Below are 25,876 nucleotides of genomic sequence, written 5' to 3' on the forward strand. Positions count from 1 at the left end.
CGGTCCAGGCCTCCGCCGCGCCCGCCGCCCCGACCCCGGCTGCGCCCGCGCCGGCCGCTCCGCCGCCGCAGGCCGCCCAGCCCGCCGCGCCGCGTCCGGCCCCCGAGGCTCCGCGCCCGGCGCCGAGCGGCCAGACGCGCACCTACCAGCCGTCGCCGGACCGCCGCGACGACCGCCCGAGCACCACCACCTATCGCCCGGACCGACCCGCAGCCGGCAGCCGCTACGAAGGCGCGACCTTCAACCAGCGCGCGCCGCGCCGCGACGACGACCGTGGCCCACGTCCGCCGCGCCGGGACGACGACCGCGGTCCGCGCCGCGACGACCGCCCGCAGGGCGGCGCCCCGCGTCCGGAAGGCGGCACGGTCCGCTACTCGGCGCTGGCTCCGCGTCCCGCGCCGCCGCGTGACGGCGCCCGTGGCCCCGGCGGCCCGCGCGGTCCCCGCATCGGCCCGGCCTCGCCGCCGCCGACCCCTGAAATCCAGCGCGCCACCCGCCAGGCGCCCCGCCCGGGCGCCGCCAGCATGGACCGCCGGCCGGACGACGACGATCGTCGCCGCGACGCCGGCCCCGGCAAGGCCATCTCGCGCGCCAAGGGCGCCCCGCAGCGCCGCGAAGGCCGCCTGACCATCCAGACCGTCGCCGGCGACGCCGACGGGGCCGAACGGATGCGTTCGCTGGCCTCGGTGCGGCGCGCTCGGGAACGCGAGCGCGAGAAGCGCCGCGGCGGTGTCCAGGAGCAGGCCCGCGTGGCCCGCGAAGTGGTCATCCCCGACGTCATCACGGTGGGCGAGCTCGCCAACCGGATGGCCACCCGCGGCGTCGAGGTCATCAAGTTCCTGATGCGTCAGGGCGTGATGCTGAAGATCAACGACGTCATCGACAACGACACCGCCGAGCTGGTGGCCACCGAGTTCGGCCACACCGTGAAGCGCGTGTCGGAAGCCGACGTCGAAGAAGGCTTCATCGGCGGCGAGGATCTGGACGATCACCTGGAGTCGCGTCCGCCGGTCGTGACCGTGATGGGCCACGTCGACCACGGCAAGACCTCGCTGCTCGACGCGCTCCGCTCCACCGACGTGGTGGCGGGCGAGCACGGCGGGATCACCCAGCACATCGGCGCGTACCAGGTGCGCCTGGAGAACGGCCAGCGGGTCACCTTCCTCGACACCCCGGGCCACGCCGCCTTCTCGGCGATGCGCGCCCGCGGAGCCAACATCACCGACATCGTCATCCTGGTGGTGGCCGCCGACGACGGCGTCATGCCCCAGACGATCGAGGCCATCCACCACGCCAAGGCGGCGGGGGCTCCGATCATCGTGGCGATCAACAAGATCGACAAGCCGGACGCCGATCCGACCCGCGTGATCAACGAGCTGCTGCAGCACGAGATCGTCGTGGAAAGCCTCGGCGGCGAGACCCAGGCGGTGGAGGTCTCCGCGACCCAGAAGCTTGGCCTCGACGACCTGATCGAGAACGTGCTCGTGCAGGCCGAAATCCTCGACCTGAAGGCCAATCCCGACCGGACGGCCGACGGCGTGGTCATCGAGTCCAAGCTCGACAAGGGCCGCGGCGCGGTCGCCACCGTGCTGGTCAAGCGCGGCACCCTGAAGCGTGGCGACATCGTCGTGGCCGGCGCGAGCTGGGGCCGTGTCCGGGCGCTCCTCAACGAGCGCAACGAGCAGCTCACGGAAGCGACGCCCTCCACTCCGGTGGAGATCCTCGGCCTCGACGGGACGCCCGATCCGGGCGAGCCGTTCGCGGTCGTGGAGAACGAGGCCCGCGCCCGCGAGCTCACCGAGTACCGCATCCGCGTGAAGCGCGAGAAGTCGGGCGCTCCGGTGGCCGGCGCGTCGCTCGCCGACATGATGGCCCGGCTCGCCGACAAGAAGGTCTCCGAGCTGCCGGTCATCATCAAGGCCGACGTGCAGGGTTCCGCCGAAGCCATCGTGGGCTCGCTGGACAAGCTCGCCACCGACGAGGTCCGCGCGCGGATCATCCTGTCGGGGGCCGGCGCGATCAGCGAGAGCGACGTGCTGCTCGCCAAGGGCGCCGGCGCGCCGATCCTCGGCTTCAACGTCCGTGCGTCCAAGCAGGCGCGCGACCTGGCTGAGCGCGAAGGCGTCGAGATCCGGTACTACGCGATCATCTACGACCTGATCGACGACATCAAAGGCGTGCTCTCGGGCATGCTGGCGCCGATCCAGCGCGAAACCTTCCTGGGCAACGCCGAGGTCCTCCAGGTCTTCGACATCACCAAGGTGGGCCGCGTGGCCGGCTGCCGCGTCACCGATGGCGTGGTCCGCAAGGGCGCCCGCGTCCGGATCATCCGCCAGGACGTGGTGGTCCTCGAGCTCGGCACCCTGCAGACGCTCAAGCGCTTCAAGGACGAGGTCAACGAGGTCCCGGTGGGCCAGGAGTGCGGCATGCACTTCGGCTTCCAGGACATCAAGGCGGGCGACGTCATCGAGTGCTTCACCCTCGAAGAGGTCAAGCGGAGCCTCTAAGCGGGCCCTGCTGTCACGGATCAGCCCTCCCGAGCGATCGGGAGGGCTTTTTCGTGAGCGCCAGGCCGTGATCCGGCCGCGTTCCTCGTCTATCTAGCGACCGTGCAGACGGAGCAGACCATGCGTTTCGCCGCCCTCGGCCTCGCCGCCCTGACCCTGGCCTCCTGCGCCACGGCCCAGAAGCTCGACGCCGCCGGCGACGTGCACGCCCTGCTGATCTCGATCCGCGACGACGACCAGGCGGCCTTCGACGCCCACGTGGACCGCCAGGCGCTGAAGCGGGAGATCCAGGCGCGGCTGGTCGCCGAGGGCCGCAAGGACCCGCGCCTCTCGGGTGTCGCCGCCATTTTGGCGCCTGGCCTGGCCGAGCTCGCCGGGGAGACCCTGGTGCAGCCGCAGGTGTTCCGCCTGGTGGCGGAGCGCTACGGCTACACCCCGCAGACCAAGATCCCGAACCCGGTGGTGATCTCCCAGGCGCTGAAGCCCCTGCCCGACGGCCGAGTCTGCGCCACCCGCACCAAGGGCGGGCCCTGCCTGCTGACCTTCAGCAAGATCGAAGGGACTTGGAAGCTCACCGGCTTCGAGGGCGGGCTGTCCGAGCTGCGCATCTAGGCCTAGGCTCCCTCCGGGCGAGGGAGGGGCAGATGGGCTACGAGGCCGCGCTTTCCGAGTACGAGAAATCGGAGTTCACCGCCGGCCGCTGGAGCCGGCCGGTCTTTCGCCGGGGGGCCGGTCCCGCGGTGATCGTCATCCACGAGATGCCGGGCCTGCACCCCGACGTGATCCGCTTCGCGGACCGGGTGGCGGCGGCGGGGATGACCGTCTTCTGCCCCAGCCTGTTCGGCGCGCCCGGACGGCCGGCGAACCATCCGGGCAGCCTGGCGACCTTCGCCTACGGCTGCGTCCGGCGGGAGTTCAACGTCTGGGCCACCGGGCGTTCCAGTCCGATCGTCGATTGGCTCCGCGCGCTGGCGCGCCAGGCGCACGCCGAGTGCGGCGGCCGCGGCGTGGGCGCGGTGGGCATGTGTTTCACCGGCGGCTTCGCGCTCGCGATGATGACCGACCCGTCGGTCGTCGCGCCCGTGCTGTCGCAGCCCTCGCTGCCGCTCGCGGTTGGACCTGGCGGACCGCGCCGTGGAGCGGGAATTGACGCCTCGCCGGAGGAGATCGGCTGCGTGCGTCAGCGGCTGGAGGATGAGGACCTCACGGTCATGGGCCTGCGTTTTCGGGGCGACCCCACCGTGCCCGATGCACGGTTCGCGGCCTACGCCGCGGCCCTCGGCGACCGGTTCCGGCCGTGGACCCTCGACCCGGCCGAGGCGAGGCCGGGGGGACTGCCGCATCCCCACTCGGTGCTCACCATAAACCTGCGGGAGGAGGGCGAGACCAAGCGGGCCGAGCAGGCGGTCATCGCCTTCTTCCGCGAGCGCACCGGCGCCGCCTGAGCGGCGACGCTGGACTTCGGCCGGCGCCGGCACTAGTTACGCGCCCTTTCCTGAGCGGCGCGTCCGATCCGCGCCCCAGGCGGCAAAGGCAAGGCAGGATGTCCCGTCAATCACACCACAACCGCGGGGGCGGCCAGGGGCCGACCCAGCGCCAGCTCCGCGCGGGCGAACTCGTCCGCCATGCGCTGGTCGAGATCCTTCGCGAGGAGGACATCACCGACCCCGCGCTGGAGGGGGTCTCGGTGACCGTCACCGAGGTGCGGATGAGCCCGGACCTGCGCCACGCCACCTGTTTCGTAGAGCCGCTGGGCGGCGGCCATGCCGCCGACGTGGTGGCCGGGCTGAACCGGCACGCCAAGTTCCTGCGCGGGCGCTTGGGCCGGCACATCGAGATGAAGTTCACGCCCGACCTGCGCTTCCTGCACGACGAGAGCTTCAACGAGGCCGCCCGCATGGACCGGCTGTTCCACGATCCGAAGGTGGCGCAGGACCTGCGGCCGCAGCCGCCATCCGACTCCTGGAAGGACGAGGACTGATGGGGCGTCGCCGCAAGGGGGACGCGGTCTCCGGCTGGATCTGCCTCGACAAGTCCTACGACCTGACCTCCACCCACGCGGTGAGCCGGGTCCGGCGCATCTTCAACGCTCAGAAGGCCGGCCATGCTGGAACGCTGGACCCGCTGGCGACCGGCGTCCTGCCGATCGCGCTCGGCGAGGCGACCAAGACGGTCCCGTTCCTGATGGACGCCGACAAGGCCTATCGGTTCACCATCGCCTGGGGGCGGACGACCGCCACCTTCGACCGCGAGGGCGAGACCCTGGCGGCTTCGGACGTGCGGCCGACGCTCGCCCAGGTGGAGGCGGTGCTGCCGCGGTTCGTGGGCGAGATCGAACAGGTCCCCCCGGCCTATTCGGCGATCAAGGTGGACGGCGAGCGCGCCTACGACCTGGCCCGCGCGGGCGAGACGGTGGAGCTGAAGGCCCGGCCTGTGAGCATTCATTCGCTGCGCGTCGCGGACGCCGTCGACGCCGACCACGTGACGCTCGAGATGGAATGCGGCAAGGGCACCTACGTCCGCGCGCTGGTGCGCGACCTGGCCGAGGCGCTCGGCGCCTGCGGGCACGTGGCCGAGCTGCGCCGCACGCGCGTGGGCACGTTTACCGAACAGTCCTCGGTGACGCTGGAATTGCTTGAGGATTTAGGGCATAAGGCCCGCCAGTCGGAGGCCTTGCTTCCGGTCGAGACCGCGCTGGACGACATCCCGGCGCTGGCCGTGACCGACGAAGACGCCTTCCGGCTGAAGCAGGGACGACCGATCGTTCTCGTTCCCCGACAGGTCGAAGCGGTGAAAGCCAGGCTCGCGCCGGGCTCTCGCACCGTTTCCGCCATGGCGGGCGGGTCCATCGTCGCTCTCTGCGAGATGCGCGCGGGCCGGCTCGAACCCTCGCGGGTCTTCCATCTCGAAAAGAGCGGAGACTAACCCGATGTCGATTACGGCCGAACGCAAGGCTGAACTGATCAAGACCCATGCCCGCGGCGAAGCGGACACGGGCAGCGCCGAAGTCCAGGTGGCGATCCTCTCCGAGCGCATCGCGAATCTGACCGAGCACTTCAAGACGCACAAGAAGGACAACCACTCGCGCCGGGGCCTGCTGAAGCTCGTCTCCCAGCGGCGGTCGCTCCTCGACCACCTGAAGAAGTCCGACCAGGGCCGTTACCAGGCGCTGATCGAGACCCTGGGCCTGCGCCGCTAAGGGCTCACGCCAAGTTGCCCCGCCGCCCGGTTGCGAAAGCCGGGCGGGCGGGTGTTTAGCTACTGAAAGCCGCTCCTCCGTGACAGGCCGGGGGACCGATGCGGCGCCCGGAGCGCCACGCGCTCCACCGATACGCCGAGGGTTCGACAGAAATCCTCACCCCGCCTGTTCCATAGGAGAGGATTTCGGAAAGCCGAGCCCCTGTCCGCCCCCGCCGGGAATACGCCCGCGGGATGAGAAAGAAGCGAAAATGTTCGACATCAAGAGAAAGACCATCGAGTGGGGCGGCAAGACGCTCACGCTCGAGACCGGCCGCATGGCCCGTCAGGCTGACGGCGCGGTGCTGGTCACCTACGGCGAGACCATGGTGCTGGCCACCGCCGTCTACGCCAAGAGCCCGAAGCCGGGCCAGGACTTCTTCCCCCTGACCGTCAACTACCAGGAGAAGTTCTACGCTGCGGGCAAGATCCCGGGCAGCTTCCCCCGCCGCGAGGGCGCGCCCTCGCAGAAGGAAACCCTCACCAGCCGCCTGATCGACCGTCCGATCCGCCCGCTGTTCGTGAAGGGCTTCAAGAACGAAGTCCAGGTGGTCACCACGGTGCTGGCCCACGACCTCGAGAACGATCCCGACATCGTCGCCATGGTCGGCGCCTCCGCCGCCCTGGTGCTCTCCGGGGCGCCCTTCATGGGCCCGATCGGCGCGGCCCGCGTCGGCTTCATCAACGGCGAATACGTGCTGAACCCGACTCTCGACGAGATGAAGGAGAGCCGGATGGACCTGGTGGTCGCCGGCACGCACGACGCCGTGATGATGGTGGAGTCCGAGATCCAGGAACTCTCCGAGGCCGAGGTCCTGGGCGGCGTCACCTTCGCCCACAAGGGCATGCAGCCGGTGATCGACGCGATCATCGAGCTGGCTGAGCACGCGGCCAAGGAGCCGTTCGACTTCCAGCCGGACGACACCGACGCGATCAAGGCGAAGGTCAAGGACGCCATCGGCGCCGACCTGCGGGCGGCTTACGAGCTCACCAAGAAGTCCGAGCGTCACGCGGCCATCAGCGCGGCGAAGGACAAGGCCGTCGCGCAATTCGCCAAGTCCGAGGCCAATCCGGACGGTTACGACGCCAACAAGCTCGGCGGCGTGTTCAAGGAGCTCGAGGCCGACATCGTCCGGCGCGCGATCCTCGACACGGGCAAGCGCATCGACGGCCGCACCGTCGACCAGGTCCGCCAGATCGTCTCGGAAGTGGGCGTGCTGCCCCGGGCCCACGGCTCGGCGCTGTTCACCCGTGGCGAGACCCAGGCCCTGGTGGTCGCCACCCTCGGCACCGGCGACGACGAGCAACTGATCGACGCCCTCGAAGGCAAGTACTTCGAGAAGTTCATGCTGCACTACAACTTCCCGCCGTTCTCGGTGGGCGAGACCGGCCGCATGGGCGCCCCGGGCCGTCGTGAAGTGGGCCACGGCAAGCTGGCGTGGCGGGCGATCCGTCCCATGCTGCCGACCGCGGAAGAGTTCCCCTATACGATCCGCCTGGTGTCGGAGATCTTCGAGTCCAACGGCTCCTCGTCCATGGCCTCGGTCTGCGGCTCCTCGCTGGCGCTGATGGACGCGGGCGTGCCCCTGAAGAAGCCGGTTTCTGGCATCGCCATGGGCCTGATCCTCGAGTCCGACGGCTTCGCGGTGCTCTCCGACATCCTCGGCGACGAGGACCACCTGGGCGACATGGACTTCAAGGTGGCCGGCACCTCTGACGGGATCACCTCCCTGCAGATGGACATCAAGATCGCCGGCATCACCGAGGAGATCATGAAGAAGGCGCTCGAGCAGGCCAAGGCCGGCCGCGAGCACATCCTCGGCGAGATGAACAAGGCCATGGAGGCGCCGCGCGCCGAGCTGGGCGAGTTCGCGCCGAAGATCGAGACGATCAAGATCCCGGTCGACAAGATCCGGGAAGTGATCGGTTCGGGCGGCAAGGTGATCCGCGAGATCGTCGAGAAGACCGGCGCCAAGATCGACATCGGCGAGGACGGCACGATCAAGATCGCGGCCGCCGAGTCCGCCAAGATCGAAGCCGCGAAGGACTGGATCAAGTCGATCGCCTCCGAGCCGGAAGTGGGCCAGATCTACAACGGCAAGGTCGTGAAGATCGTCGACTTCGGCGCCTTCGTGAACTTCTTCGGCGCCAAGGACGGCCTGGTCCACGTGAGCCAGATCTCCAACGAGCGCGTGAACAAGGTCTCGGACGTGCTGCAGGAAGGCCAAGCCGTGAAGGTCAAGCTCCTGGGCTTCGACGACCGCGGCAAGACCCGCCTCTCCATGAAGGTCGTGGACCAGGAGACCGGCGAGGACCTGTCGAAGAACGAGAAGGCCGAGGAGACCGCCGACGCCTAGGCGTCAGCGACCCAGGCTGAAACGAAAGGGGGCGGCCGGAGCGATCCGGCCGCCCTTCTTCTTGGCGCCGCGCCGCGCGATCAGCCGGCGCGTGCGTAGGCCGCGACCCGCGCCTGCGCGTCGTGCACCGGGTTGCGGGCGCCGGCCGGCGGGGTCCGCAGGCGGAAGCGGCCCATCAGGCTCGTCAGCGCGCCCGCCTCGCGCTTCAGCGCGTGCGCCGCGGCCGTGGACTCTTCCACCATGGCGGCGTTCTGCTGCACCACCTGATCCATCTGGTTCACGGCGGTGTTCACCTGCTGCAGGCCCGCCGCCTGCTCCTGGGCGGAGGCGGCGATCTCCTTCACGCGGCCGTCGATGGCGGTCACCTGCTGAACGACGCGCTGCAGGACCTCGCCGGTCTCGGCGACGAGGCGGACGCCCTGGCCCACCTCCTCGCCGGAGGTGGCGATCAGGCCCTTGATCTCCTTGGCCGCGTCGGCGGAGCGCTGGGCGAGCGCGCGGACTTCCGAGGCGACGACGGCGAAGCCCTTACCGGCGTCGCCGGCCCGGGCGGCCTCCACCCCGGCGTTGAGCGCCAGGAGGTTCGTCTGGAAGGCGATCTCGTCGATCACGGCGATGATCTGCTCAATCTGCTGGGAGGACTGCTCGATCCGGGTCATGGCGTCGACCGCCTGCTGCACCACCGTGCCGGAGCGTTCCGCGTCGCGGCGCGCCTCGGCCAGCGTCGCGGAGGCCTCCCGGGCGCCTTCGGCCGTGGTCCGAACCGTGGCGGTGACCTCGTCCAGGGCCGCCGCCGTCTCCTCGAGGTTCGCGGCCTGCTGCTCGGTGCGGCGGGCGAGGTCGTCGGAGGCGTGGGCGATCTGGTCCGAGCCCGAGCTCACCTGGCCGGCCGTGTCGAGGATGCTGGCCATAGCGGCCTGCAGCTTCTCGGCGGCAGAGTTGAAGTCGGTGCGGAGCTGCTCGGTCTTTACCGCGAACGGGCTCTCGATCCGGTGCGCGAGGTCACCCTGCGCCAGGCGCGCGAGGGCTTCGGCCAGGGCGTTGATGGCGACGGCGTCCTCGGCCGCCTCCTGAGCCTTCTCCCGCTCGCGCTGAGCGCGCTCGGTCTCGGCGTGCGAGCGGTCGCTGGCGGCGCGGCCTTCCAGCTCGACCTTGGCGATCGCGGCTTCCTTGAACCTCAGCACAGCGGCGGCCATCTGGCCGACCTCGTCCTTCTGGCCGGAGGCGGGCACCTCCACGGCGTTGTCGCCATCCGCCAGGCGGCGCATCACGTCCGTCATCTGGGCCACGGGCCGGGCGATCGTCCGAGCGAGCAGCCAGGCCATGGCGATGGCGATCATCACCGAGGCCACCGCGCCTACGATCAGGGCGACGATGGCGTTGCGGGTGGCGGCCTTCTGCTCCGCACCGCGGATCTTCACGCGTTCCATGGAGGCGTCGCGCAGTTCCCCGTGCAGCTCACGCAGGGGCCCCAGGCTGCTGCGGCCCATGAACTCCGCCGCTTCCAGCCGCGAGGCCGGGTTGGCCGCGGCGGAGATGGCCGGCTCGGCGATCTCCTTGCGCCAGTCGGCCATGGCGGCGCGCATGCGCTGGATGCGCTCCTGCTGGGGCTTCTGGGTGGTGGTGCTCTCGAACTCGTCGAGCCCCGCGTCGAACTCGGTCGCATCGGCGCGGTAGGCCTCCACGAACTCGGGCCGACCGAGCAGGGCGTAGGCCCGCAGGGCGTTCTGCTGTTCCAGGATCAGCGCCATCAGGCGCTCGGTCTGCGCCTGCAGGGCCAGGCTCCGCTGGGCTGACTTGGACGCGTCGGTGATCGTGTTCAGGCTAACGAGCACAGAGCCCGCCGAGAGGCAGAAGGCGACGATCAGGCAGGCGAACGCGATGCTCAGCTTGCCGGCGATTTTGAAGTTTCCGAAGCGCACTTGGACCCCACTGACGAGACTGCGTGGGACGCTGGGGTCACGAACTCAAAACACCCTTAACAGCGCAGCTTGCGGGTCCCGGCGGCGAGCGGCATTCCGCCGCACCCGCCGCTCCGCACTCGGCGGGGGTCTTCCCGGTCCGGTCGATGTGGCCGAACGCGGGTCCGCGGGCGATGGGCTACAGCGTAAGGTGCAGGAACTGGTTGAAGGGCGAGGCCTCGTAGTCGGAGAACGCCTCGCCGTTGGCGAAGCCGCGCTTGCGGTACAGCGAGAGCGCCGGCTCGAACGACGGACCGCTGCCCGTCTCCAGGCTGAGCCGCGACAACCCGCGCACACGCGCCTCGTCGATGATCCGTTCGAGGATCGCCGCGCCCACGCCCTTCCGCAGATGGTCAGGATGGGTGCGCATCGACTTCACCTCGCCGGTCCCGTCTTGCAGGACCTTCAGGGCGCCCACGCCCGCCACGGAGCCGGCGTCCCAGGCCGTCCATACGGTGACGTTCGGCTGCTGGAGACCAGAGAGATCGAGCGCGAAGACGTGGCCCGGCGGCGAGTTGGCGTGCATGCCCGCGAGATGCAGCGCGAGCAGCGCCCGCGTGGGCTCGCCCGTCAGGTCGTCTTCCCGGATCTCCATGCCGCCGCCCCCAACGCCCGCGATGGCGGCAGCCTAGCGCCGCTCATGGCCTTGGAGTAGGGGCGGTCAGGCCAGGAAGTCGCCAGGCACGACGTCCCAGGCGTTGTTGAGGCTCACCACCTGCGCATATGCGAAGTCCACCAGGCCGTCCCAATCGAGGTCACCGCGGTTCGTGGCCACCCAGCCGTCCGAGAACAGCAGGTCGGCGTCACCGTCCCGGTCGAAGTCGGACACCGCTACCGCATCGCCGCCCCGGGCGAGCGTGACCACCCGGAAGTTGGTCACCCGGTCGCCGTCGGTGTCGCCGAGGTTCATGGCGAGTTCGGAGCCGCCGCTGCGGTCGCCGAACAACACGTCCAGGTCGCCGTCGCCGTCGATGTCCGCGAAGGTCGCGCCCATGTAGGCCGAGGACGCGACGACCCCGCTGGAGACGAAGTCTGGCGCGCCGTCGCCGTCCACGTCGCCCCGGCCCTGCAGCACGTAGGACCCGCCGGTGTAGGCGGCCACGGCGATGTCGAGGCGGCCGTCGCCGTTCATGTCGGCGATGTCGATGCCGGCCAGGGTGGTGTCGACGGTCGAGAGCGTCACCGCCCGGAATTCAGGCGCGCCGTCGCCGTTGGCGTCGCCGAGGTTCAGCAGCAGGGCCAAGGTCGTCTGGCCGGCCGCGGCGCCGTAGGTGGTCAGCACGATATCCTGCCGGCCGTCCCCGTTGAGGTCGGCGACATCCACGCCGTAGCTGTAGGCTTGCGACGCGGCGCTCGGAAGCAGCCGGGTCGTGAAGTCCACCACGCCGTCCCCGTTCACGTCGCCGCGGTTCAGGTGCAGGCGGTCCGCGGTCCGCCCCCCTTCCACGATGTCGAGTCGGCCGTCGCCGTTCACGTCGGCCAGGCGTGCGTCCTGCCACTGGTTCACGCCGTCGGCGGGCAGCGACAGGTAGGAGACCGCAAAGTCCGCCTGACTATCGCCGTTGGCGTCGCCGCTGTTCAGCAGGAGGGCGCTGCGGCCGCTGAAGTTGGAGACCACCGCGTCGAGATCCCCGTCGCCGTCCACGTCCCCCACGTCGCCACCGCGGGCGCTGAAGCCGCTCAGGATGGTCCGAGCTGGCGAGACGGTGGCGCTGTCGAGCACGCCATCGCCGTTGGTGTCCCGCACGCCCGACAGCAGGCGGTAGGTGGAGCCCAGGAACGCGATGACGTCCGGCTGCGCGTCCGCCGGGGCGGGCGCTGGCGCCGACGGGACCTGGGCGGCGGGCGGGATCGGCGCGGGCGGCGCGTCGGCCGCGCCGGTGAGGGTGACGCTGATCGTCTGGCTTGCCACGCCCCCGCGCCCGTCGGCCACCTGAACGGTGTAGGTCTGGGTCCGCACTTCGCCGGCCACAAGACCGTCGAGCGCGGAGTCCGGAACCTGGAACGTCCAAGCCACGCGGTTGGCCGCCTGATCCACCGGGCTCAGGGTGAGCGCGCCGATGTATCCCGCTCCGCCCGGGCTCACTGTCGCCGTGTGGACGTCGGCCAGATCGGGGTCGGCGAACGCCACCGCTCCGCTGAGCGTGTGTGTGGCGCTGTTCTCCCCGGCGGCCCCGTCCGCCAGCTCGCGCACGGCGCCGGTCGCCGTGACGCCGGCCGCCGCGATGGAGGGTGCATCGTTGGCCCCGGTCACGCGCACCAGCGCGGTCGAGGTGGCGCTCGCCCCGTGCTCGTCCAGCATCACATAGGTGAGGGTGACGTCCTCGCTCTGACCCTCGGCGAGGCTGTCGAACGCCGCGCCAGGCGTGAACACGACCTTGCCGTCCACGACGGCGCCGGAGCCCTTGGGCGCCTCGACGGAGACCAGGGTCTTCACCGCGCCGGCGTCCAGGTCGGTGTCGTTAGCCAGTACGTCGATGACGATGGCTTGGTTTTCCCCCGTGTTCGCCATGTCGGCGCGGGCGACCGGCGCGTCGTTGGCGCCGGTGACGGTGACGACGATGGAAGCGGTCGAGGTCGCGCCATGCTCGTCCCGCATCACGTACGTGAGGGTGACGTCCTCGCGATGGCCTTCGGCGAGGCTGTCAAAAGCGGAGCCAGGCGTGAACACGACCTTCCCGTCCGTGACGACGGCGGAGCCCTTGGGGGCGGCGACGGAGACCAGGGTCTTCACCGCGCCGGCGTCCGCATCGGTGTCGTTGGCCAGCACGTCGATCGTCACGGCCTGGTTCTCGCCGGTGCTCGCGGCGTCCGCGCGGGCGACCGGCGCGTCGTTGGCTCCAGTCACGGTGACGAGCACAGACGCCGTCGACGTCGCGCCGTGCTCGTCCTTCATGGTGTAGGCGAGGGTGACCTCCTCGCTCTGGCCCTGCGCCAGGTGATCGAAGGCCTCACCGGGCGTGAACAGGACCTTGCCGTCCACGACAGCGGCCGAGCCCTTCGGCGTGTCGACGGAGACCAGGGTCTTCACCGCGCCGGCGTCCGCATCGGTGTCGTTGGCCAGCACGTCGATCGTCACGGCCTGGTTCTCGCCGGTGCTCGCGGCGTCCGCGCGGGCGACCGGCGCGTCGTTGGCTCCAGTCACGGTGACGAGCACAGACGCCGTCGACGTCGCGCCGTGGTCGTCCTTCATGATGTAGGTGAGGGTGACCTCCTCGCTCTGGCCTTGGGCCAGGTGATCGAAGGCCTCACCGGGCGTGAACAGGACCTTGCCGTCCACGACGGCGGCCGAGCCCTTCGGCGTGTCGACAGAGACCAGCGTCTTCACCGCGCCGGCGTCGGGATCGGTGTCGTTGACCAGCACGTCGATCGTCACGGCCTGGTTCTCGCCCGTGCTCGCGGCGTCCGCGCGGGCGACCGGCGCGTCGTTGGCTCCGGTCACGGTGACGACGACCGAGGCCGTCGACGTCGCGCCGTGCTCGTCCTTCATGATGTAGGTGAGGGTGACCTCCTCGCTCTGGCCCTGGGCCAGGTGATCGAAGGCCTCACCGGGCGTGAACAGGACCTTGCCGTCCACGACGGCGGCCGAGCCCTTCGGCATGTCGACAGACACCAGCGTCTTCACCGCGCCGGCGTCTAGGTCGGTGTCGTTAGCCAGCACGTCGATCGTGACGGCCTCGTTCTCGCCGGTGGCGGCGAGATCAGCCATGGCCACGGGCCGATCGTTGGTCCCGGTGAGGGTCACGGTGACGGTGGCGGTGCTGAGCGCCCCGTTCTTCCCCATCTGAATGGTGTAGGTGAAGGTGTCGGTCAGCGTCTGGCCGGCGGCCAGCGCGTTGGCCCGGCTGCTGTCGGCCAGGTAGACAATCCGCCCGTCGACAATGCTGAGCTGCGCTCCTGCAGCAGTGACGCCGGTGGTGGCGGCCTGAGCCGGACGGGATTGGTCGACCGAGTAAAGGGACTTGCCGTTCCCGCCGAGGTCGTTGGCGAGCACGTCGATGCTGAGCCGTACGTTCTCCGAGGCCGCCGCGACGTCGTCCTTCGCCTGAGGCGTATTGTCGATGTTCTTGCCCTGTCCCGCCATCACCGCTCTTCTGGTTTGCCGGCGTTTGCCGCCGGTCTGCCCCACGTGATCCGCAGCCTTGGCCGCGGCACGGTTAAGCCACTGAAAAGCGATATGGTTTTTCAACCTGAGGAGGCTGAGATTCCAAATGGGCGCCCGTCAGGATTGTGGCCCAGCTCTGCCTGAGGCGATGTGCTAAGGGGCGCGCATGTTCCGTATCCTCGGCCGCTTCAGCTCCATCAATGTGCGCAAGGTCCTGTGGACCGCGGCCGAGACCGGACTCCCGTTCAACCATGAGCCCGAATGGGCGGACTCCAGCGACACCCGCGCGCCCGAATTCCTGGCGCTGAACCCAAACGGGCTCGTGCCGGTGCTGGTCGCCGACGAGGGCGTGCTGTGGGAGAGCAATGCGATCTGCCGCTACCTGGCGGCGCGCGCCAGTCGGTCCGACTTGCTGCCTGAGGCGCCGTTCGCGCGGGCCGAGGTGGAGCGCTGGATGGACTGGCAGGCCACCGAGCTCAACAGCGCCTGGCGGCCGGCCTTCATGGCGCTGGTTCGCGGCGCTCAGGGACCGGAGTACGGGGCCGAGATGGTGGAACGCAGCACCGTGCGGTGGAACGCCCTGATGCTGATGCTGGAGGCGCGGCTGGCCCAGACCGGCGCCTATGCGGCCGGCGCAGCCTTCACCCTCGCCGACGTGGTGCTGGGGCTGTCGCTGCAGCGCTGGCTGCTCACGCCCATGCCGCGGCCGGACACGCCGGCCTTGCTCGCCTACCGCGCCCGCCTGCAGGACCGCCCCGCCGCCAGAGGGTGGATGGGTCCTGAGGTTCCCTGAACGAAGAAGGCCCGCCGTGCGGCGGGCCTTCGGCCTCGTCTCTCCTCGAGGTCAGCCTAGCCGCGCAGCTTGCGCAGCAGGACGTCCAGGTCGCGGGCGATGGCCGCGTCCTCGGCCTTCAGCGCCTCGATACGCCGCACCGCATGCAGCACGGTGGTGTGGTCGCGGCCGCCGAACCGCCGGCCGATGTCCGGCAGCGAGCGGGTGGTGATCTGCTTGGCCAGCCACATCGCCACCTGGCGCGGTCGAGCCACGGCGCGGGCGCGCCGCTCGCTGATCAGGTCCGCCTGCTTGAGGTTGTAGTGCTCGGCGACGGCCTTCTGGATCATGTCCACGGTCACCTTGCGCTCGTTGCACGACAGGTGCGGGCGCAGGATGGATTGGGCTTCGTCCAGCGTCAGGCGGGCCACGTCGGCGCCCACCCGGGCGACCAGGGTGTTCAGCGCGCCTTCCAGCTCGCGGACGCTGTCGGTGAACCGGTCGGCCAGGAACTGCAGCACCTCGGGACGCGCCGACGGCACGAACTTGCCCTGGGCGGCCAGGGTCGCGAGCTTGCGTTCCAGAATGCCCATCCGCAGCGAGCGGTCGGCCGGCTCGATGCCGCAGACCAGCCCGGCCTGCAGGTGCGAACGCAGGCGCGGCTCCATCTCGGACAGCTCGTTCGGCGAGCGGTCGGCGGTCATCACCACCCGGCGGCCGTCTTCGACCAGGGCGATGAGGGTGTGGAACAGCTCTTCCTGCGTCGTCGGCTTGCCGGCGACGAAGTGGACGTCGTCGATGAGCAGCAGGTCGGCGTTGCGCAACTCGTCCTTGAACGCCTGGGTCTGGCGATCCTGCAGGGCCTTCACGAACGTCGTCGTGAAGCGCTCGGCGGTGAGGTAGACCACGCGCTTGCCGGGGTCGCTGCGCATGGCCTCCCAGGCCAGGGCGTTCAGCAGGTGAGTCTTCCCGAAGCCATAGGGGCCGTGGAAGACCACCGGGTTGAAGTGGCCGTCGGCCCACGAGGCGACGCGGCGGGCGACGGCGAAGGCGAACTCGTTGGCGGGGCCGGGCACGAAGTTCTCGAACGAGAACCGCTCCTGCAGGCCCTGCAGGCGACCCTGGCGCGCGGCCACGGGCGGCACGTCGGCCTCCACCTCGACTTCGAAGACGGCGGGCGCCGCGACTGGCGCGTTGGCGGCCACCGGGGTGGCGGCCGGCGGCGGGGCGACCGCGCCGGCGGAATCCACTTCCATACGGGACTTCAGGTCCAGGCGGCGTCCCAGCGGGTCGTTCTGCGCCCACAGCTCGCCGATGCGCCGCCAAGCGTGGCGACGGATCCAGTCCCGGGCCACGCCAGTCGCGGCGACCAGGCACACTTCGTCACCGGTCTCGCGCAGGGCGGCCTGACCCAGCCACGAGCCAAAGGTCGCTTCACCGAGTTCGCGCTTGAGAACCTGGCACGTCTTCATCCAGACGGCACCGACCGGCGCTTCAGCCATAGCTCCCGCAGCCCCCCCGTTCATCATCCTCTTCAACCCCGCCCTCTCGACCTGGACCCCACGCCCTGGTCGGCCCTTTTACTCAACACAAACAAGCTCTTACCCGGCGAACACATGTGCTGCGCCGGCGTCTCGATTGCTCCGAGATCAAGTGGAAGACGCCTGTAAGACGAATGAGATTAGTCGGGGGACCGGGGGGGTCAACGGCGATTCTTCGCGGCTCCGAGCGATATTTTCGTTGACTCCCGGGGACCCGCTGAAGGGCCTAGGGAAACCGGTTTTTGACGGCCAAGCCGTGCGCAAATCTGCCGCACGAGTCGCATATCCGACGAACAATTGGGCATGAAAAAGCAGCGCCCCTAAGGGACGCTGCTTGGTCATTCCCGATCGTAAAAACGGGGGGGCGGAGCCGGCTCCGCGCGCCCCGGAAGCGTCAGGCCGAGGCCGACAGCTTCTTCAGTTGGGCGGCCAGGCGCGAGACCTTCCGCGAGCCGGTGTTCTTGTGGACCACGCCCTTCGACACGGCGCGCATCAGCTCGGACTGAGCCTGGACGAACGCGTCCTTCGCGGCGCCGGCGTCACCGGAGGTCACGGCCTCCTCGAACTTGCGCAGGAAGGTGCGGACGCGCGAGCGGCGCGCCTTGTTGACTTCGGTGCGGCGGGCGATCTTACGGACCGCCTTCTTGGCGCCGGGCGTGTTGGCCATTCTGAATGCTCTTCAATACGGATCGCGCCCGGCCGGCAGCCGGGCGGGCAAATCGGAGGCGCGGATATACGGGAGCCGACCTTCCGGGTCAATGCCGCGCCGGCGGATTCTAGATGCCTCCGGTGAAGGTCCGCCAGGCGGGGTGGGCCATGACCAGTTCGGCCATGCGCTGATAGCCGCCGGAGCCGGGGTGCGCGCCGTCGATGGCCTCGGCCTCGCGGTTCCACAGCCCGTCCGCGAACAGCGGCCGGAAGACGTCGATGAACGGCGCCTGGATCCGCCCGGCGAGCGTCTTCAGGTGCTCGTTCAGCGTCTCGAGGCGGGCGCAAATCCCGGGGTCCGGCATGGGGGGTGGTCCGACCAGCAGCACAGGGCCGAGCTTGCCGGCCTCCGTCAGCATGGCGCGCGCGTGCAGCAGGGTTTGGGCGGCGCCGACTCGCGGCGCGCCGCCTTCCACCGCACAGTCGTTCGCGCCGAACGAGAACAGCAGTCCGCTCTCGCCCGGCCTCAGGCGGGGCCCGGCTTCCGCTCGCCACCGCCGCGCGATGTCGGCGCTGGTCTCACCGCGGATCCCGAGATTGTAGAGCGTGATCTCCGGCCGCTCGCGGACGGCGCGACCGACCCAGCCGAGGTGGTCGGGGTCGCCCTGGCCGAGGACGAAGCTGTCGCCGAAGGCGATGAGGCGCATCGGGCTCAGCGGCCCGTGAAATTGGGCTTCCGCTTCTCCACGAAGGCCGCCATCCCCTCCTTTTGGTCCTCGAAAGCGAAGAGGGAGTGGAAGAGGCGCCGCTCGAGCGCCACGCCGGCCGTCAACGTCGTCTCGTAGGCCGCGTCGACCAGCTCCTTTGCCATGGCGACGGCGAGCGGCGACTGGCCGGCGATCCTGGCGGCGGCCGTCATGGCCTCTTCCATCAGCTTGTCGGCGGGCACAACGCGGCTGACGAGGCCGGCGCGCTCGGCCTCGGCGGCGTCCATCATCCGGGCCGTCAGGATCATGTCCATGGCCTTGGACTTGCCGACGAAACGGGTAAGCCGCTGGGTGCCGCCGATGCCTGGTACGACGCCCAGGTTGATCTCCGGCTGGCCGAACTTGGCGGTGTCGGCGGCGATGATGAAGTCGCAGAGCATGGCCAGTTCGCAGCCGCCGCCCAGGGCGTAGCCGGAAACCGCCGCGATGATCGGCTTGCGGAAGGTCTCAACCCGGCTCGCCGCCTCGGCGAAGAAGTTCTGCGTGAACATCTCCGCATAAGACTTCTCGCTCATCTCCTTGATGTCGGCGCCGGCCGCGAAGGCGCGCTCCGAGCCGGTGAGGACCACGCAACGGATGGCGTCGTCGGCCCCGGCGGCGTCCAGCGCCCGGGCCAGCTCGCCGAGCAGGGTGGAGTTCAGCGCGTTCAGCGCCTCGGGGCGGTTCAGCCGGATCAGGCTCACCCCGTCCTTCGCCTCGACGATCAGGGTCTCGTAGGTCATCGGCGCCTCCTCGTTCTCGGCTGGCGGCTTAAGGCCCCTTCACGGAATAGCCAAGCGCCCGCAGCCGCTCCGGCAGGCCCTCCGGTCCGACGAGGTGGCCGAGGCCGACCACCACGACCGTCCGGCCGCGACCCTTCAGCCTGGCGTCGAGCTGCGCCGCCCAACGTGCGTTCCGCTCCGCCACCAGGCGCTGAAACAGGGTGGGGGCGCTCGCGGCGAGCGGCTGCAGCGCCAATCGGTCGATGGCGTCGACGTCGCCGCCCATCCAGGCCTGCACCAGCAGGGCGAACTCGTCGGGCTCGCTCTCCATGTCTCGAACCGTCTGGTTCAGCGAGGCGATCTGTTCGCGCAACGGCGTCGCCGCGAAGAAGCCGATCTGCTCGGCCGGGGTCTCGAAGGCGCGACGCGCCACGCGCTTTGGAGCCGCCGCGGAGATCGCGGCCTCGACGCCGTTCTCGGCGGTGGCCGCGGCGCGAGCGTAGGCGGCGCTGGCCAGGGCCTGTTCCGCCAGCCACGGCTGGAAGGCCTCCAGCATGGCGGGATCGACCCCGTAGAGCAGGGCGACCCGGGCCAGGCGCTGGGCGTCCTGCGGGGCGAGGAGCTTCGAGAGCCGCTGGTCCGGCGGCAGCAGTCCGGCGCGGAGGGCGGCCCGCGACGCCTGCTCGGCGGTGGCGGGCTCCTGCGGCAGCTCGAACCAGAGATCGTCGGCCCGCCGGACAGCTCGGTCGAGCTTTCGGGAGCGCCAGTCCAGCCCTGGCGGCAGGAGGTGGACGGCGCCGAACAGCATGAGCTCGGAGTCGCGGTCGCGCACTACCCACAGGGGCGGCTCGGCCCGAGCGCAGCCGGCGGCGAGGAGCGCCAGGCTGGCGACGAGCCAGGCCCCGCGACGCCTCACTTCTGGCAGACCGGACAATGGAAGGTGGAGCGCCCGGCCTGGACCTCCCGGCGGATCACGCCGGCGCAATCCTCGTTCGAGCAGGGCCGCCCCTCGCGGTCATAGACTCGGAAGCGGTGCTGAAAGTAGCCGAGCGCCCCGTCCGTGCTGGCGAAGTCCTTCAGCGAGGATCCCCCGGCGGCGATCGCCTCGGCCAGGACCGCCTTAACCGCCTCCGTCAGCTTCTCCAGCCGCGGCAGCGAGATCCGGCCGGCGGGCTTAAACGGCGAGATGCGGGCGCGGTGCAGCGCCTCGCACACATAGATGTTGCCGAGCCCGGCGACGATGCGCTGGTCCAGGAGCAGGGTCTTGGGCCCCTGCTTTCGCCCTTCGAACGCGGCCTTGAGGTGGCGCGCGTGAAAGGCGTCCGACAGAGGCTCCGGGCCCAACTGGGCGAACCAGGGGTGCAGGTCCAAGAGGGCTGTGTTGACGAGGCCCATGTAACCGAACCGCCGCGGGTCGTAGTAGGTCACCCGCGCGCCCGCGTCGGTCTCGAAGACGATGTGGGCGTGCTTCGGGTCCGGGTCGGGGGCGTAGTGGAACTCGCCCGGACGAACGGATCCCTCCGGCCGTGCGATCTCGAAGCGCCCGCTCATGCCCAGGTGCATCACCAGGGTGTCCTCGCGGTCGGTTCGCGCCAGCAGGTACTTGGCGCGGCGGCTCAGCTCCACGATCGTGGCGCCGCTGAGCTGCTGGACGAAGTTCTCCGGCAGGGGGAAGCGCAGGTCGGGCCGTCGGGCCTCGACGCGGGTCAGGCGATGGCCCTGCAGCACCGGCGCCAGGCCCCCGCGCACCGTCTCGACCTCGGGAAGTTCGGGCATGCCGCACGCTTGGCACGGGCGGAGTGGCGCGCCAAGACCTGCCGGTCTAAGAGGCTCGCCATGACCGGACCTTCCGCCACCTTCGGCTTCAAGGACGTGGACCCCGCCGCCAAGCCGGGGCTCGTCCGGGGCGTGTTCGACCGCGTGGCGCGCCGCTACGACCTGATGAACGACCTGATGAGCGGGGGCGTCCACCGGCTCTGGAAGGACGCCACGGCCGCGCGGCTCAACCCGCAGCCGGGCGAAACCATCGTCGACTGCGCCGGCGGTACCGGCGACATGGCCCGGCGCTTCGCCCGCATGGCCCGCCGCGTGCAGGAGCGCCGGGGCGGCGCCGACGCCAAGGTCTTCGTCATCGACTACAACGCCGAGATGATCGCCGCCGGCCGCGAGCGCGGCTTCGAGCCGGAGATCGCGTGGGCCGTGGGCGACGCCCAGGCGCTGCCGCTGCCGGACCGCTGCGCCGACGCCTATGTGATCTCCTTCGGAATCCGGAACGTCACCGACATCCCCAAGGCGCTGCGCGAGGCGCGTCGGGTTCTCAAGCCGGGCGGCCGCTTCCTTTGCCTGGAATTCTCCCGGCCGGTGACCGAGGCGCTGCAGAAGGCCTACGATGCCTACTCTTTCAAGGTGATACCGGAGATCGGCCGGCTGGTGGCTCAGGACCGCGACTCCTACCAATACCTCGTGGAGAGCATCCGCCGGTTCCCGGATCAGAAGCGGTTCGCGCGCATGATCGCCGAGGCCGGCTTCGGCCGGGTCGACTACACCAACTTCACGGGCGGCGTGGCCGCCCTGCATACCGGGCGGGCGATCTAGCGGATGAGCGGTCCCGCAGCCTTCGGGCGGCTGATCGGCGCGGCCTGGATGCTGGTGCGCAACGACGCGCTCCTGCCCCGCGAACTCGACCCGCTGTACGGCGGCAGCATCAAGACGCTCTCGAAGGCGCTGCGCCTGTTCGCGGGCCGCGGCGCGCGGCAGGGTCGACCGGGCGAGCGCCTGGCGCGGGCGCTGGAGCGGCTGGGGCCGGTAGCCATCAAGCTCGGCCAGTTGCTGTCCACCCGGGCCGACATCTTCGGCGGTCAGTTCGCCGAGGACCTCTCGCGGCTGAAGGACCGGCTGCCGCCGTTCCCGACGGACGTTGCGCGCGCCGAGGTGGAGTACGCCTTGGCCCGGCCGATCGAGAGCCTGTTCGCAAGCTTCGGCGAGCCGGTGGCGGCGGCCTCGCTCGCCCAGGCGCACGAGGCGGTGCTGCTGGACGGCCGCAAGGTGGCCGTGAAGGTGCTGCGTCCCGGCATCGCCCGGCGGGTGGCCGAGGACTCCGAGGTGCTGGCGCTGGCGGCGCGGCTGATCGACCGCTGGGTCCCGCCGGCCCGCCGGCTGGAGCCCCGGGGCTTCGCCGCGACGGTGATCCGCGCCACCGAGCTGGAGCTCGACCTGCGGCTCGAGGCGGCCGGCGCCGACGAGCTCGGCGAGGTGATGGCCAAGGACGGCTACATGCGCGCGCCGAAGGTCATCTGGGAGGGCGTCGGCAAGCGGGTGCTGACGCTGGAGTGGGCGCAGGGCTGGCCGCTGTCGGAGGCCGGGGCCCTGACCCAGGAGAACCTCGACCGCAAGCAGCTCGCGGATAACCTGACCCGGGCCTTTCTGGCGCAGGCGCTGGACCACGGGGTGTTCCACGCCGACCTGCACGAGGGCAACCTGTTCGCCGCCGCCCCGGCCCAGCTCACCGCCGTGGACTTCGGGATCATCGGCCGCCTGGGCGCCCCCGAGCGGCGCTACCTGGCCCAGATCCTCTGGGGGTTCCTGCAGCGCGACTACGACCAGGTGGCCCGGGTCCACTTCGACGCCGGCTACGTGCCGCCGCACCACAGCGTGGCGGCCTTCGCCCAGGCGCTGCGGGCGGTGGGCGAGCCGATCTTCGGCCGGGCCGCCGCCGACGTGCCCATGAGCCGGGTGCTGACCCAGCTCTTCGAGATCACCGCCCTCTTCGAGATGCGCCTGCGGCCGGAGCTCGTCCTGCTGCAGAAGACCATGATGACCGTCGAGGGCGTCTGCCGGCGGATCGACCCGGGCCATGACATCTGGTCCGCCGCCGAGCCGGTGGTCCGCCGCTGGATCGCCCAGGAGCTGTCGCCGGCCACCCGGGTGAAGCGGCTGGCGGGGGAGGCCGAGATCGCTATCCGCAACCTCGCCCGCCTGGCCGAGTCCCCGCCGCACGCGAGCGCGGTGGCGGTGGTGGAGCGGGGCCGGGGCGGCGCCCTGCTGGGCTTCGCGCTCGGCGCCCTGGCCTCGGGCGTGGCCTTCCTCGCCGCCGCCCTGCTGCTGACCTAGGCCTCGTCGTCCGCCTGGCCGCGGCGGTCGCGGCTGGCGGTGCGCCGGGCCTCGCGCGCCTTCTGCTGCTCCCAGTAAGCCATGCCGTCGTCCGGCTTGAACATGGTCCGCGGGGTCCCCGCCTTGTTGGCGACGGCGAAGACATTGCCCTTCGGGTCGTAGAGCAGGACGTCGCCGTTGGCGCGGGTCAGGGTGAGCGTGCCGGCCGGCGGATGCTCCACGAAGGCGTGGGCCTTCTTCACGAACTGGTCGAGGTCGCGGGCGCCGAAGGCCTGGCCGTTGCGCTCGAAGGCGCGCTGGGCGTTCTCCTCGGCCGAGTAGCGCCGGCTGGCCGACCACATGGGCTTGCCGTCGACGGTCGCCACGGCCGTGTCGCGCCCGTCGCGGGGGGTCGAGCGCTCGTATGTTTGGATTGGCGCCACAGAACCCCCGGAGGTCGCCATCTGGGTCCCGGCGGCCTGGTGGCCGTCGGCCACGGCGGAGGGGCCGTTGTCGCAGGCGGCGAGCAGGGCGAACGCCGCCGACATCCCGAGCGCCACGCCCGGCGCCCACTTCATCCCAGCCATCCTCGTTCTCCCTCGGTCATGGCCTAGCTGGAACAAAGAAAGAACACAGGTCCGCGGGTTTGTCGAGTCCCGCGCCATGGCCTACATCGGGGCCTCCATCCACCGGGGGCGCGGCGCCTTGGACGGCAAGAGAATCCTGCTGATCGTCGGCGGCGGCGTCGCGGCCTACAAGGCGCTCGAGCTGACGCGGCTGTTCCGCAAGGCCGGCGTGGCCGTGCGCCCCATCCTGACCAGGGCGGGAGCCCAGTTCGTGACCCCGCTGTCCCTGTCCGCCCTGGCCGAGGACAAGGTCTATAGCGAGCTCTTCTCGCTGACCGACGAGGCGGAGATGGGCCACATCGAGCTCTCCCGCTCCGCCGACCTGGTGGTCGTCGCGCCGGCCACGGCGGACCTGATGGCCAAGGCGGCCCACGGCCTGGCGAACGACCTGGCGTCCACCACCCTGCTGGCCACCGACAAGCGGGTGCTGATGGCGCCCGCCATGAACGTGCGCATGTGGGAGCATCCGGCGACCAGGCGGAACCTGGCGCAGCTCCAGGCCGACGGCGTGCTGTTCGTCGGTCCCGACGAAGGCGCCATGGCCTGCGGCGAGTACGGGTTCGGGCGGATGGCCGAGCCGCCGGCGATCTTCGAGGCCGCCATGGCGGCGCTGGATTCCAACCGGGCGCTCGCGGGCAAGCGGGCGATCGTCACGGCGGGCCCGACCGCCGAGCCCATCGACCCCGTCCGGCTGATCACCAACCGCTCCTCGGGCAAGCAGGGCTACGCCATCGCCCAGGCCCTGGCGCAGCTCGGCGCCGAGGTGACCCTGGTCAGCGGGCCCACCGCCCTTCCGGCGCCCGCCGGCGTGCGGCGGGTGGACGTGGAGACCGCCCGCGAGATGCTGGCCGCCTGCGAGCAGGCCCTGCCGGCCGACATCGCCGTCTGCGTGGCCGCCGTCGCCGACTGGCGGCCGGAAAGCGTCGGCGCCCAGAAGATCAAGAAGGGCGAGGGCGGCCCGCCGCCCATCGCCATGGTCGAGAACCCCGACATCCTGGCGACGCTCGCCCGGTCGCCGGCGCGCCCGCGGCTGGTGGTGGGCTTCGCCGCCGAGACCAACGACGTGGAGGCCCACGCCCGCGCGAAGCTGGCGAAGAAGGGCTGCGACTGGATCGTCGCCAACGACGTCAGCGTGGAAGGGACGATGGGCGGCGACGACAACGCCGTGGCCATCGTCAGCGCCGGCGGAATCGAGCGATGGGAGCGCATGGCCAAGGGCGAGGTCGCCAAGCGGCTCGCCGCCCGCATCGCCGAGGAGCTGAAGTGACCGCCGCCCCCGTGATCCCCATCGTCCGCCTGCCGCACGCCGAGGGCCTGCCGCTGCCCGCCTACGAGACCGCCCAGGCCGCCGGCATGGACCTGCGCGCGGCGGTGCCGGACGACGCGCCCGTAACGCTGAAGCCGGGCGCGCGCCATGCGGTGCCCACGGGCCTCGCCTTCGCCCTGCCGGCCGGTTTCGAAGGCCAGGTTCGGCCGCGCTCGGGCCTCGCCCTGAAGCAGGGGGTCACCTGCCTGAACACGCCCGGCACCATCGACGCCGACTACCGCGGCGAGGTGAAGGTCATCCTGATCAACCTCGGCGAGGAGGACGTCCACATCCGCCGCGGCGACCGCATCGCCCAGCTCGTGATCGCGCCTGTGGTGCAGGCGCGCTGGTCGGAGGTGGCGACGCTGGACGAGACGGCCCGCGGGGCCGGCGGCTTCGGCAGCACCGGCGGACAGTAGGCCGGCCCCTCCGGGCGGCGTCGTGGCCGTTGGCGCCAAGTCGCAAGTGGCGCATTCTCTCCCGCAGAGAGCCCGACAGAGGCTCCGCACGGGAGTGAAACCATGGCCGATCTGCCGATCGGACCGCCACCGGAGCGCGCGCCCCATTCGCTGGCGCTCGACCTCGCGGTCCTGCTCGTCCCCTTCCTGCTGCTGGCGGCGCTGCTGCCGCTGATCGACTGGGGCGTCGACGCCCTGTTCGCCCTGATCGGCTGAGCGCTCAGCCGACGGCCCGCTGAAGCGCGTCGCCGAGGCTCCGGGCCAGCCGCTCGCGCTCGGCCGGATCGTCGAGCCCATTGTTGTCGATCGCCCGCGCCATGCTGGCGCCCATGATGATCGCGCCGACCGTGCGCGCGCGGATCGCGGCGTCCTCGCCGCCAAGCCAGGCCTCCATGGGACCATAGAAGGCGGTCTGCACATTGGCGCGGATCGCCGGACCTGCCTTGGGCGACGAGGCCGAGCGCAGGATGATGAGCAGGATGTCGAGCTTCTGGGACTCCACGGGGTCGAGCAGGAGCTGCCGCGCCACCCGCTCGCCGAATTCGCTGCGCTCACCCGCCAGCAGGTCCTCCACCGTGCCGCTCTCGGCCAGCACCGCCACGAACAGCTCGTCCTTGGAGCCGAAGTACCGGAGCACGAGGGCGGGATCGATGCCGGCCTCCGACGCGATGCTCCGCACGCTGGCTACGTCGAAGCCCTCCTGCGCGAACCGCGCCCGGGCGGCGGCCAGGATGGCGGCGCGGGTGGCGGCCGCATTGCGGGTGCGCGGCGTCGCCTCAGGCTGGGCCATGACGTCCTCCA

General features: G+C 70.8%; 24 protein-coding genes. 13 read left to right on the plus strand and 11 right to left on the minus strand.

Annotated features, from left to right (window positions below):
• The 7 genes from infB to pnp form a co-directional block, all read left to right on the plus strand.
• On the plus strand, window positions 1-2,507 hold a 2,507-nt coding region (infB, locus tag ACE3Q8_RS13240), incomplete at its 5' end, for a translation initiation factor IF-2 (RefSeq protein ID WP_374470747.1).
• 120 nt (window positions 2,508-2,627) lie between these two features.
• Window positions 2,628-3,119 carry a DUF2939 domain-containing protein gene (locus ACE3Q8_RS13245; RefSeq protein WP_374470748.1) on the plus strand — a complete coding sequence of 164 codons (492 nt, stop codon included), beginning with the start codon at window positions 2,628-2,630 and terminating at the stop codon, window positions 3,117-3,119.
• Between the two features lie 32 nt (window positions 3,120-3,151).
• Window positions 3,152-3,952, plus strand: coding sequence for a dienelactone hydrolase family protein (locus ACE3Q8_RS13250; RefSeq protein ID WP_374470749.1), 801 nt, complete (start codon window positions 3,152-3,154; stop codon window positions 3,950-3,952).
• A 98-nt stretch (window positions 3,953-4,050) separates the two neighbouring features.
• The gene (gene rbfA, locus ACE3Q8_RS13255) at window positions 4,051-4,488 is read left to right on the plus strand and encodes a 30S ribosome-binding factor RbfA (protein ID WP_374470750.1); all 438 of its coding nucleotides are present in this window, start codon (window positions 4,051-4,053) and stop codon (window positions 4,486-4,488) included.
• Window positions 4,488-5,432 (plus strand): tRNA pseudouridine(55) synthase TruB, encoded by a 945-nt coding sequence (gene truB / locus ACE3Q8_RS13260; protein ID WP_374470751.1) that lies wholly within the window; start codon window positions 4,488-4,490, stop codon window positions 5,430-5,432. Before rbfA ends, truB begins: the two co-directional genes overlap by 1 nt.
• Window positions 5,433-5,436: 4 nt before the next feature.
• Window positions 5,437-5,706: a 30S ribosomal protein S15 gene (gene rpsO, locus ACE3Q8_RS13265; RefSeq protein WP_374470752.1), complete on the plus strand. Its 270-nt coding sequence runs from the start codon at window positions 5,437-5,439 to the stop codon at window positions 5,704-5,706.
• Between the two features lie 250 nt (window positions 5,707-5,956).
• Entirely contained in the window at window positions 5,957-8,101 is a 2,145-nt protein-coding gene (pnp, locus tag ACE3Q8_RS13270; RefSeq protein ID WP_374470753.1) for a polyribonucleotide nucleotidyltransferase, read from the plus strand.
• An 80-nt stretch (window positions 8,102-8,181) separates the two neighbouring features.
• Here pnp and ACE3Q8_RS13275 read toward each other — a convergent pair whose 3' ends face one another.
• The 3 genes from ACE3Q8_RS13275 to ACE3Q8_RS13285 all read right to left on the minus strand — a co-directional run bounded on the left by ACE3Q8_RS13275 (window position 8,182) and on the right by ACE3Q8_RS13285 (window position 14,146).
• Window positions 8,182-10,023, minus strand: a complete 1,842-nt coding sequence (locus ACE3Q8_RS13275) for a methyl-accepting chemotaxis protein (RefSeq protein WP_374470754.1) — start codon at window positions 10,021-10,023, stop codon at window positions 8,182-8,184.
• Window positions 10,024-10,201: 178 nt separating this feature from the next.
• Window positions 10,202-10,657: a GNAT family N-acetyltransferase gene (locus tag ACE3Q8_RS13280; RefSeq protein ID WP_374470755.1), complete on the minus strand. Its 456-nt coding sequence runs from the start codon at window positions 10,655-10,657 to the stop codon at window positions 10,202-10,204.
• Window positions 10,658-10,723: 66 nt separating this feature from the next.
• Complete coding sequence (locus tag ACE3Q8_RS13285) at window positions 10,724-14,146, minus strand: Ig-like domain-containing protein (RefSeq protein WP_374470756.1); 3,423 nt, start codon at window positions 14,144-14,146, stop codon at window positions 10,724-10,726.
• 187 nt (window positions 14,147-14,333) lie between these two features.
• Between ACE3Q8_RS13285 and ACE3Q8_RS13290 the strand changes: the two genes are divergently transcribed.
• On the plus strand, window positions 14,334-14,960 hold the full coding sequence (locus ACE3Q8_RS13290; RefSeq protein ID WP_374470757.1) for a glutathione S-transferase family protein: 627 nt from the start codon (window positions 14,334-14,336) through the stop codon (window positions 14,958-14,960).
• 56 nt (window positions 14,961-15,016) lie between these two features.
• Here the strand turns inward: ACE3Q8_RS13290 and dnaA are convergent, their stop codons facing one another.
• From dnaA to mutM, 6 genes are all read right to left on the minus strand, one after another.
• Window positions 15,017-16,468 carry a chromosomal replication initiator protein DnaA gene (gene dnaA / locus ACE3Q8_RS13295; RefSeq protein WP_374470863.1) on the minus strand — a complete coding sequence of 484 codons (1,452 nt, stop codon included), beginning with the start codon at window positions 16,466-16,468 and terminating at the stop codon, window positions 15,017-15,019.
• Between the two features lie 406 nt (window positions 16,469-16,874).
• Window positions 16,875-17,147, minus strand: coding sequence for a 30S ribosomal protein S20 (gene rpsT / locus ACE3Q8_RS13300; RefSeq protein ID WP_374470758.1), 273 nt, complete (start codon window positions 17,145-17,147; stop codon window positions 16,875-16,877).
• Between the two features lie 109 nt (window positions 17,148-17,256).
• The gene (locus tag ACE3Q8_RS13305; protein WP_374470759.1) at window positions 17,257-17,835 is read right to left on the minus strand and encodes a GDSL-type esterase/lipase family protein; all 579 of its coding nucleotides are present in this window, start codon (window positions 17,833-17,835) and stop codon (window positions 17,257-17,259) included.
• A 5-nt stretch (window positions 17,836-17,840) separates the two neighbouring features.
• Complete coding sequence (locus ACE3Q8_RS13310) at window positions 17,841-18,617, minus strand: enoyl-CoA hydratase (protein WP_374470760.1); 777 nt, start codon at window positions 18,615-18,617, stop codon at window positions 17,841-17,843.
• A gap of 28 nt (window positions 18,618-18,645) precedes the next feature.
• Window positions 18,646-19,512 carry a TraB/GumN family protein gene (locus tag ACE3Q8_RS13315; protein ID WP_374470761.1) on the minus strand — a complete coding sequence of 289 codons (867 nt, stop codon included), beginning with the start codon at window positions 19,510-19,512 and terminating at the stop codon, window positions 18,646-18,648.
• Window positions 19,509-20,372, minus strand: coding sequence for a bifunctional DNA-formamidopyrimidine glycosylase/DNA-(apurinic or apyrimidinic site) lyase (gene mutM, locus ACE3Q8_RS13320; RefSeq protein ID WP_374470762.1), 864 nt, complete (start codon window positions 20,370-20,372; stop codon window positions 19,509-19,511). The genes ACE3Q8_RS13315 and mutM overlap by 4 nt, the downstream gene beginning before the upstream one ends.
• A 60-nt stretch (window positions 20,373-20,432) precedes the next feature.
• Between mutM and ACE3Q8_RS13325 the strand changes: the two genes are divergently transcribed.
• Both ACE3Q8_RS13325 and ubiB read left to right on the plus strand, forming a co-directional pair.
• The gene (locus tag ACE3Q8_RS13325) at window positions 20,433-21,191 is read left to right on the plus strand and encodes a class I SAM-dependent methyltransferase (protein WP_374470763.1); all 759 of its coding nucleotides are present in this window, start codon (window positions 20,433-20,435) and stop codon (window positions 21,189-21,191) included.
• Window positions 21,192-21,194: 3 nt separating this feature from the next.
• Complete coding sequence (gene ubiB / locus ACE3Q8_RS13330) at window positions 21,195-22,706, plus strand: 2-polyprenylphenol 6-hydroxylase (protein WP_374470764.1); 1,512 nt, start codon at window positions 21,195-21,197, stop codon at window positions 22,704-22,706.
• Here the strand turns inward: ubiB and ACE3Q8_RS13335 are convergent.
• Window positions 22,703-23,272 carry a hypothetical protein gene (locus tag ACE3Q8_RS13335; RefSeq protein ID WP_374470765.1) on the minus strand — a complete coding sequence of 190 codons (570 nt, stop codon included), beginning with the start codon at window positions 23,270-23,272 and terminating at the stop codon, window positions 22,703-22,705. The two genes, ubiB and ACE3Q8_RS13335, sit on opposite strands and share 4 nt — an antisense overlap.
• Before the next feature lie 76 nt (window positions 23,273-23,348).
• Here ACE3Q8_RS13335 and coaBC point away from each other — a divergent pair, with 76 nt between their 5' ends.
• The 3 genes from coaBC (at window position 23,349) to ACE3Q8_RS13350 (ending at window position 25,291) form a co-directional block, all read left to right on the plus strand.
• The gene (gene coaBC / locus ACE3Q8_RS13340) at window positions 23,349-24,578 is read left to right on the plus strand and encodes a bifunctional phosphopantothenoylcysteine decarboxylase/phosphopantothenate--cysteine ligase CoaBC (RefSeq protein WP_374470766.1); all 1,230 of its coding nucleotides are present in this window, start codon (window positions 23,349-23,351) and stop codon (window positions 24,576-24,578) included.
• Complete coding sequence (gene dut / locus ACE3Q8_RS13345) at window positions 24,575-25,036, plus strand: dUTP diphosphatase (RefSeq protein ID WP_374470767.1); 462 nt, start codon at window positions 24,575-24,577, stop codon at window positions 25,034-25,036. Before coaBC ends, dut begins: the two co-directional genes overlap by 4 nt.
• A 102-nt stretch (window positions 25,037-25,138) precedes the next feature.
• A complete protein-coding gene (locus ACE3Q8_RS13350; RefSeq protein WP_374470768.1) occupies window positions 25,139-25,291 on the plus strand; it encodes a hypothetical protein in 153 nt (50 codons plus the stop codon).
• 4 nt (window positions 25,292-25,295) lie between these two features.
• Here ACE3Q8_RS13350 and ACE3Q8_RS13355 read toward each other — a convergent pair whose 3' ends face one another.
• Entirely contained in the window at window positions 25,296-25,865 is a 570-nt protein-coding gene (locus tag ACE3Q8_RS13355) for a TetR family transcriptional regulator (RefSeq protein WP_374470769.1), read from the minus strand.
• Window positions 25,866-25,876: the final 11 nt, after the last annotated feature.

The organism is Phenylobacterium sp., assembly GCF_041913825.1.
Classification (GTDB): Bacteria; Pseudomonadota; Alphaproteobacteria; order Caulobacterales; family Caulobacteraceae; genus Phenylobacterium.

Bases quoted from the DNA above. Each gene is read 5' to 3' on its own strand.
- ACE3Q8_RS13245 (WP_374470748.1), top strand. From the start codon at position 2,628: ATGCGTTTCGCCGCCCTCGGCCTCGCCGCCCTGACCCTGGCCTCCTGC.
- truB (WP_374470751.1), top strand. From the start codon at position 4,488: ATGGGGCGTCGCCGCAAGGGGGACGCGGTCTCCGGCTGGATCTGCCTC.
- mutM (WP_374470762.1), bottom strand. From the start codon at position 20,372: ATGCCCGAACTTCCCGAGGTCGAGACGGTGCGCGGGGGCCTGGCGCCG.
- ACE3Q8_RS13250 (WP_374470749.1), top strand. From the start codon at position 3,152: ATGGGCTACGAGGCCGCGCTTTCCGAGTACGAGAAATCGGAGTTCACC.
- ubiB (WP_374470764.1), top strand. From the start codon at position 21,195: ATGAGCGGTCCCGCAGCCTTCGGGCGGCTGATCGGCGCGGCCTGGATG.
- coaBC (WP_374470766.1), top strand. From the start codon at position 23,349: ATGGCCTACATCGGGGCCTCCATCCACCGGGGGCGCGGCGCCTTGGAC.
- ACE3Q8_RS13350 (WP_374470768.1), top strand. From the start codon at position 25,139: ATGGCCGATCTGCCGATCGGACCGCCACCGGAGCGCGCGCCCCATTCG.
- ACE3Q8_RS13285 (WP_374470756.1), bottom strand. From the start codon at position 14,146: ATGGCGGGACAGGGCAAGAACATCGACAATACGCCTCAGGCGAAGGAC.
- ACE3Q8_RS13325 (WP_374470763.1), top strand. From the start codon at position 20,433: ATGACCGGACCTTCCGCCACCTTCGGCTTCAAGGACGTGGACCCCGCC.
- rbfA (WP_374470750.1), top strand. From the start codon at position 4,051: ATGTCCCGTCAATCACACCACAACCGCGGGGGCGGCCAGGGGCCGACC.
- ACE3Q8_RS13355 (WP_374470769.1), bottom strand. From the start codon at position 25,865: ATGGCCCAGCCTGAGGCGACGCCGCGCACCCGCAATGCGGCCGCCACC.
- dnaA (WP_374470863.1), bottom strand. From the start codon at position 16,468: ATGATGAACGGGGGGGCTGCGGGAGCTATGGCTGAAGCGCCGGTCGGT.
- ACE3Q8_RS13290 (WP_374470757.1), top strand. From the start codon at position 14,334: ATGTTCCGTATCCTCGGCCGCTTCAGCTCCATCAATGTGCGCAAGGTC.
- pnp (WP_374470753.1), top strand. From the start codon at position 5,957: ATGTTCGACATCAAGAGAAAGACCATCGAGTGGGGCGGCAAGACGCTC.
- rpsT (WP_374470758.1), bottom strand. From the start codon at position 17,147: ATGGCCAACACGCCCGGCGCCAAGAAGGCGGTCCGTAAGATCGCCCGC.
- ACE3Q8_RS13305 (WP_374470759.1), bottom strand. From the start codon at position 17,835: ATGCGCCTCATCGCCTTCGGCGACAGCTTCGTCCTCGGCCAGGGCGAC.
- rpsO (WP_374470752.1), top strand. From the start codon at position 5,437: ATGTCGATTACGGCCGAACGCAAGGCTGAACTGATCAAGACCCATGCC.
- ACE3Q8_RS13335 (WP_374470765.1), bottom strand. From the start codon at position 23,272: ATGGCTGGGATGAAGTGGGCGCCGGGCGTGGCGCTCGGGATGTCGGCG.
- ACE3Q8_RS13280 (WP_374470755.1), bottom strand. From the start codon at position 10,657: ATGGAGATCCGGGAAGACGACCTGACGGGCGAGCCCACGCGGGCGCTG.
- ACE3Q8_RS13310 (WP_374470760.1), bottom strand. From the start codon at position 18,617: ATGACCTACGAGACCCTGATCGTCGAGGCGAAGGACGGGGTGAGCCTG.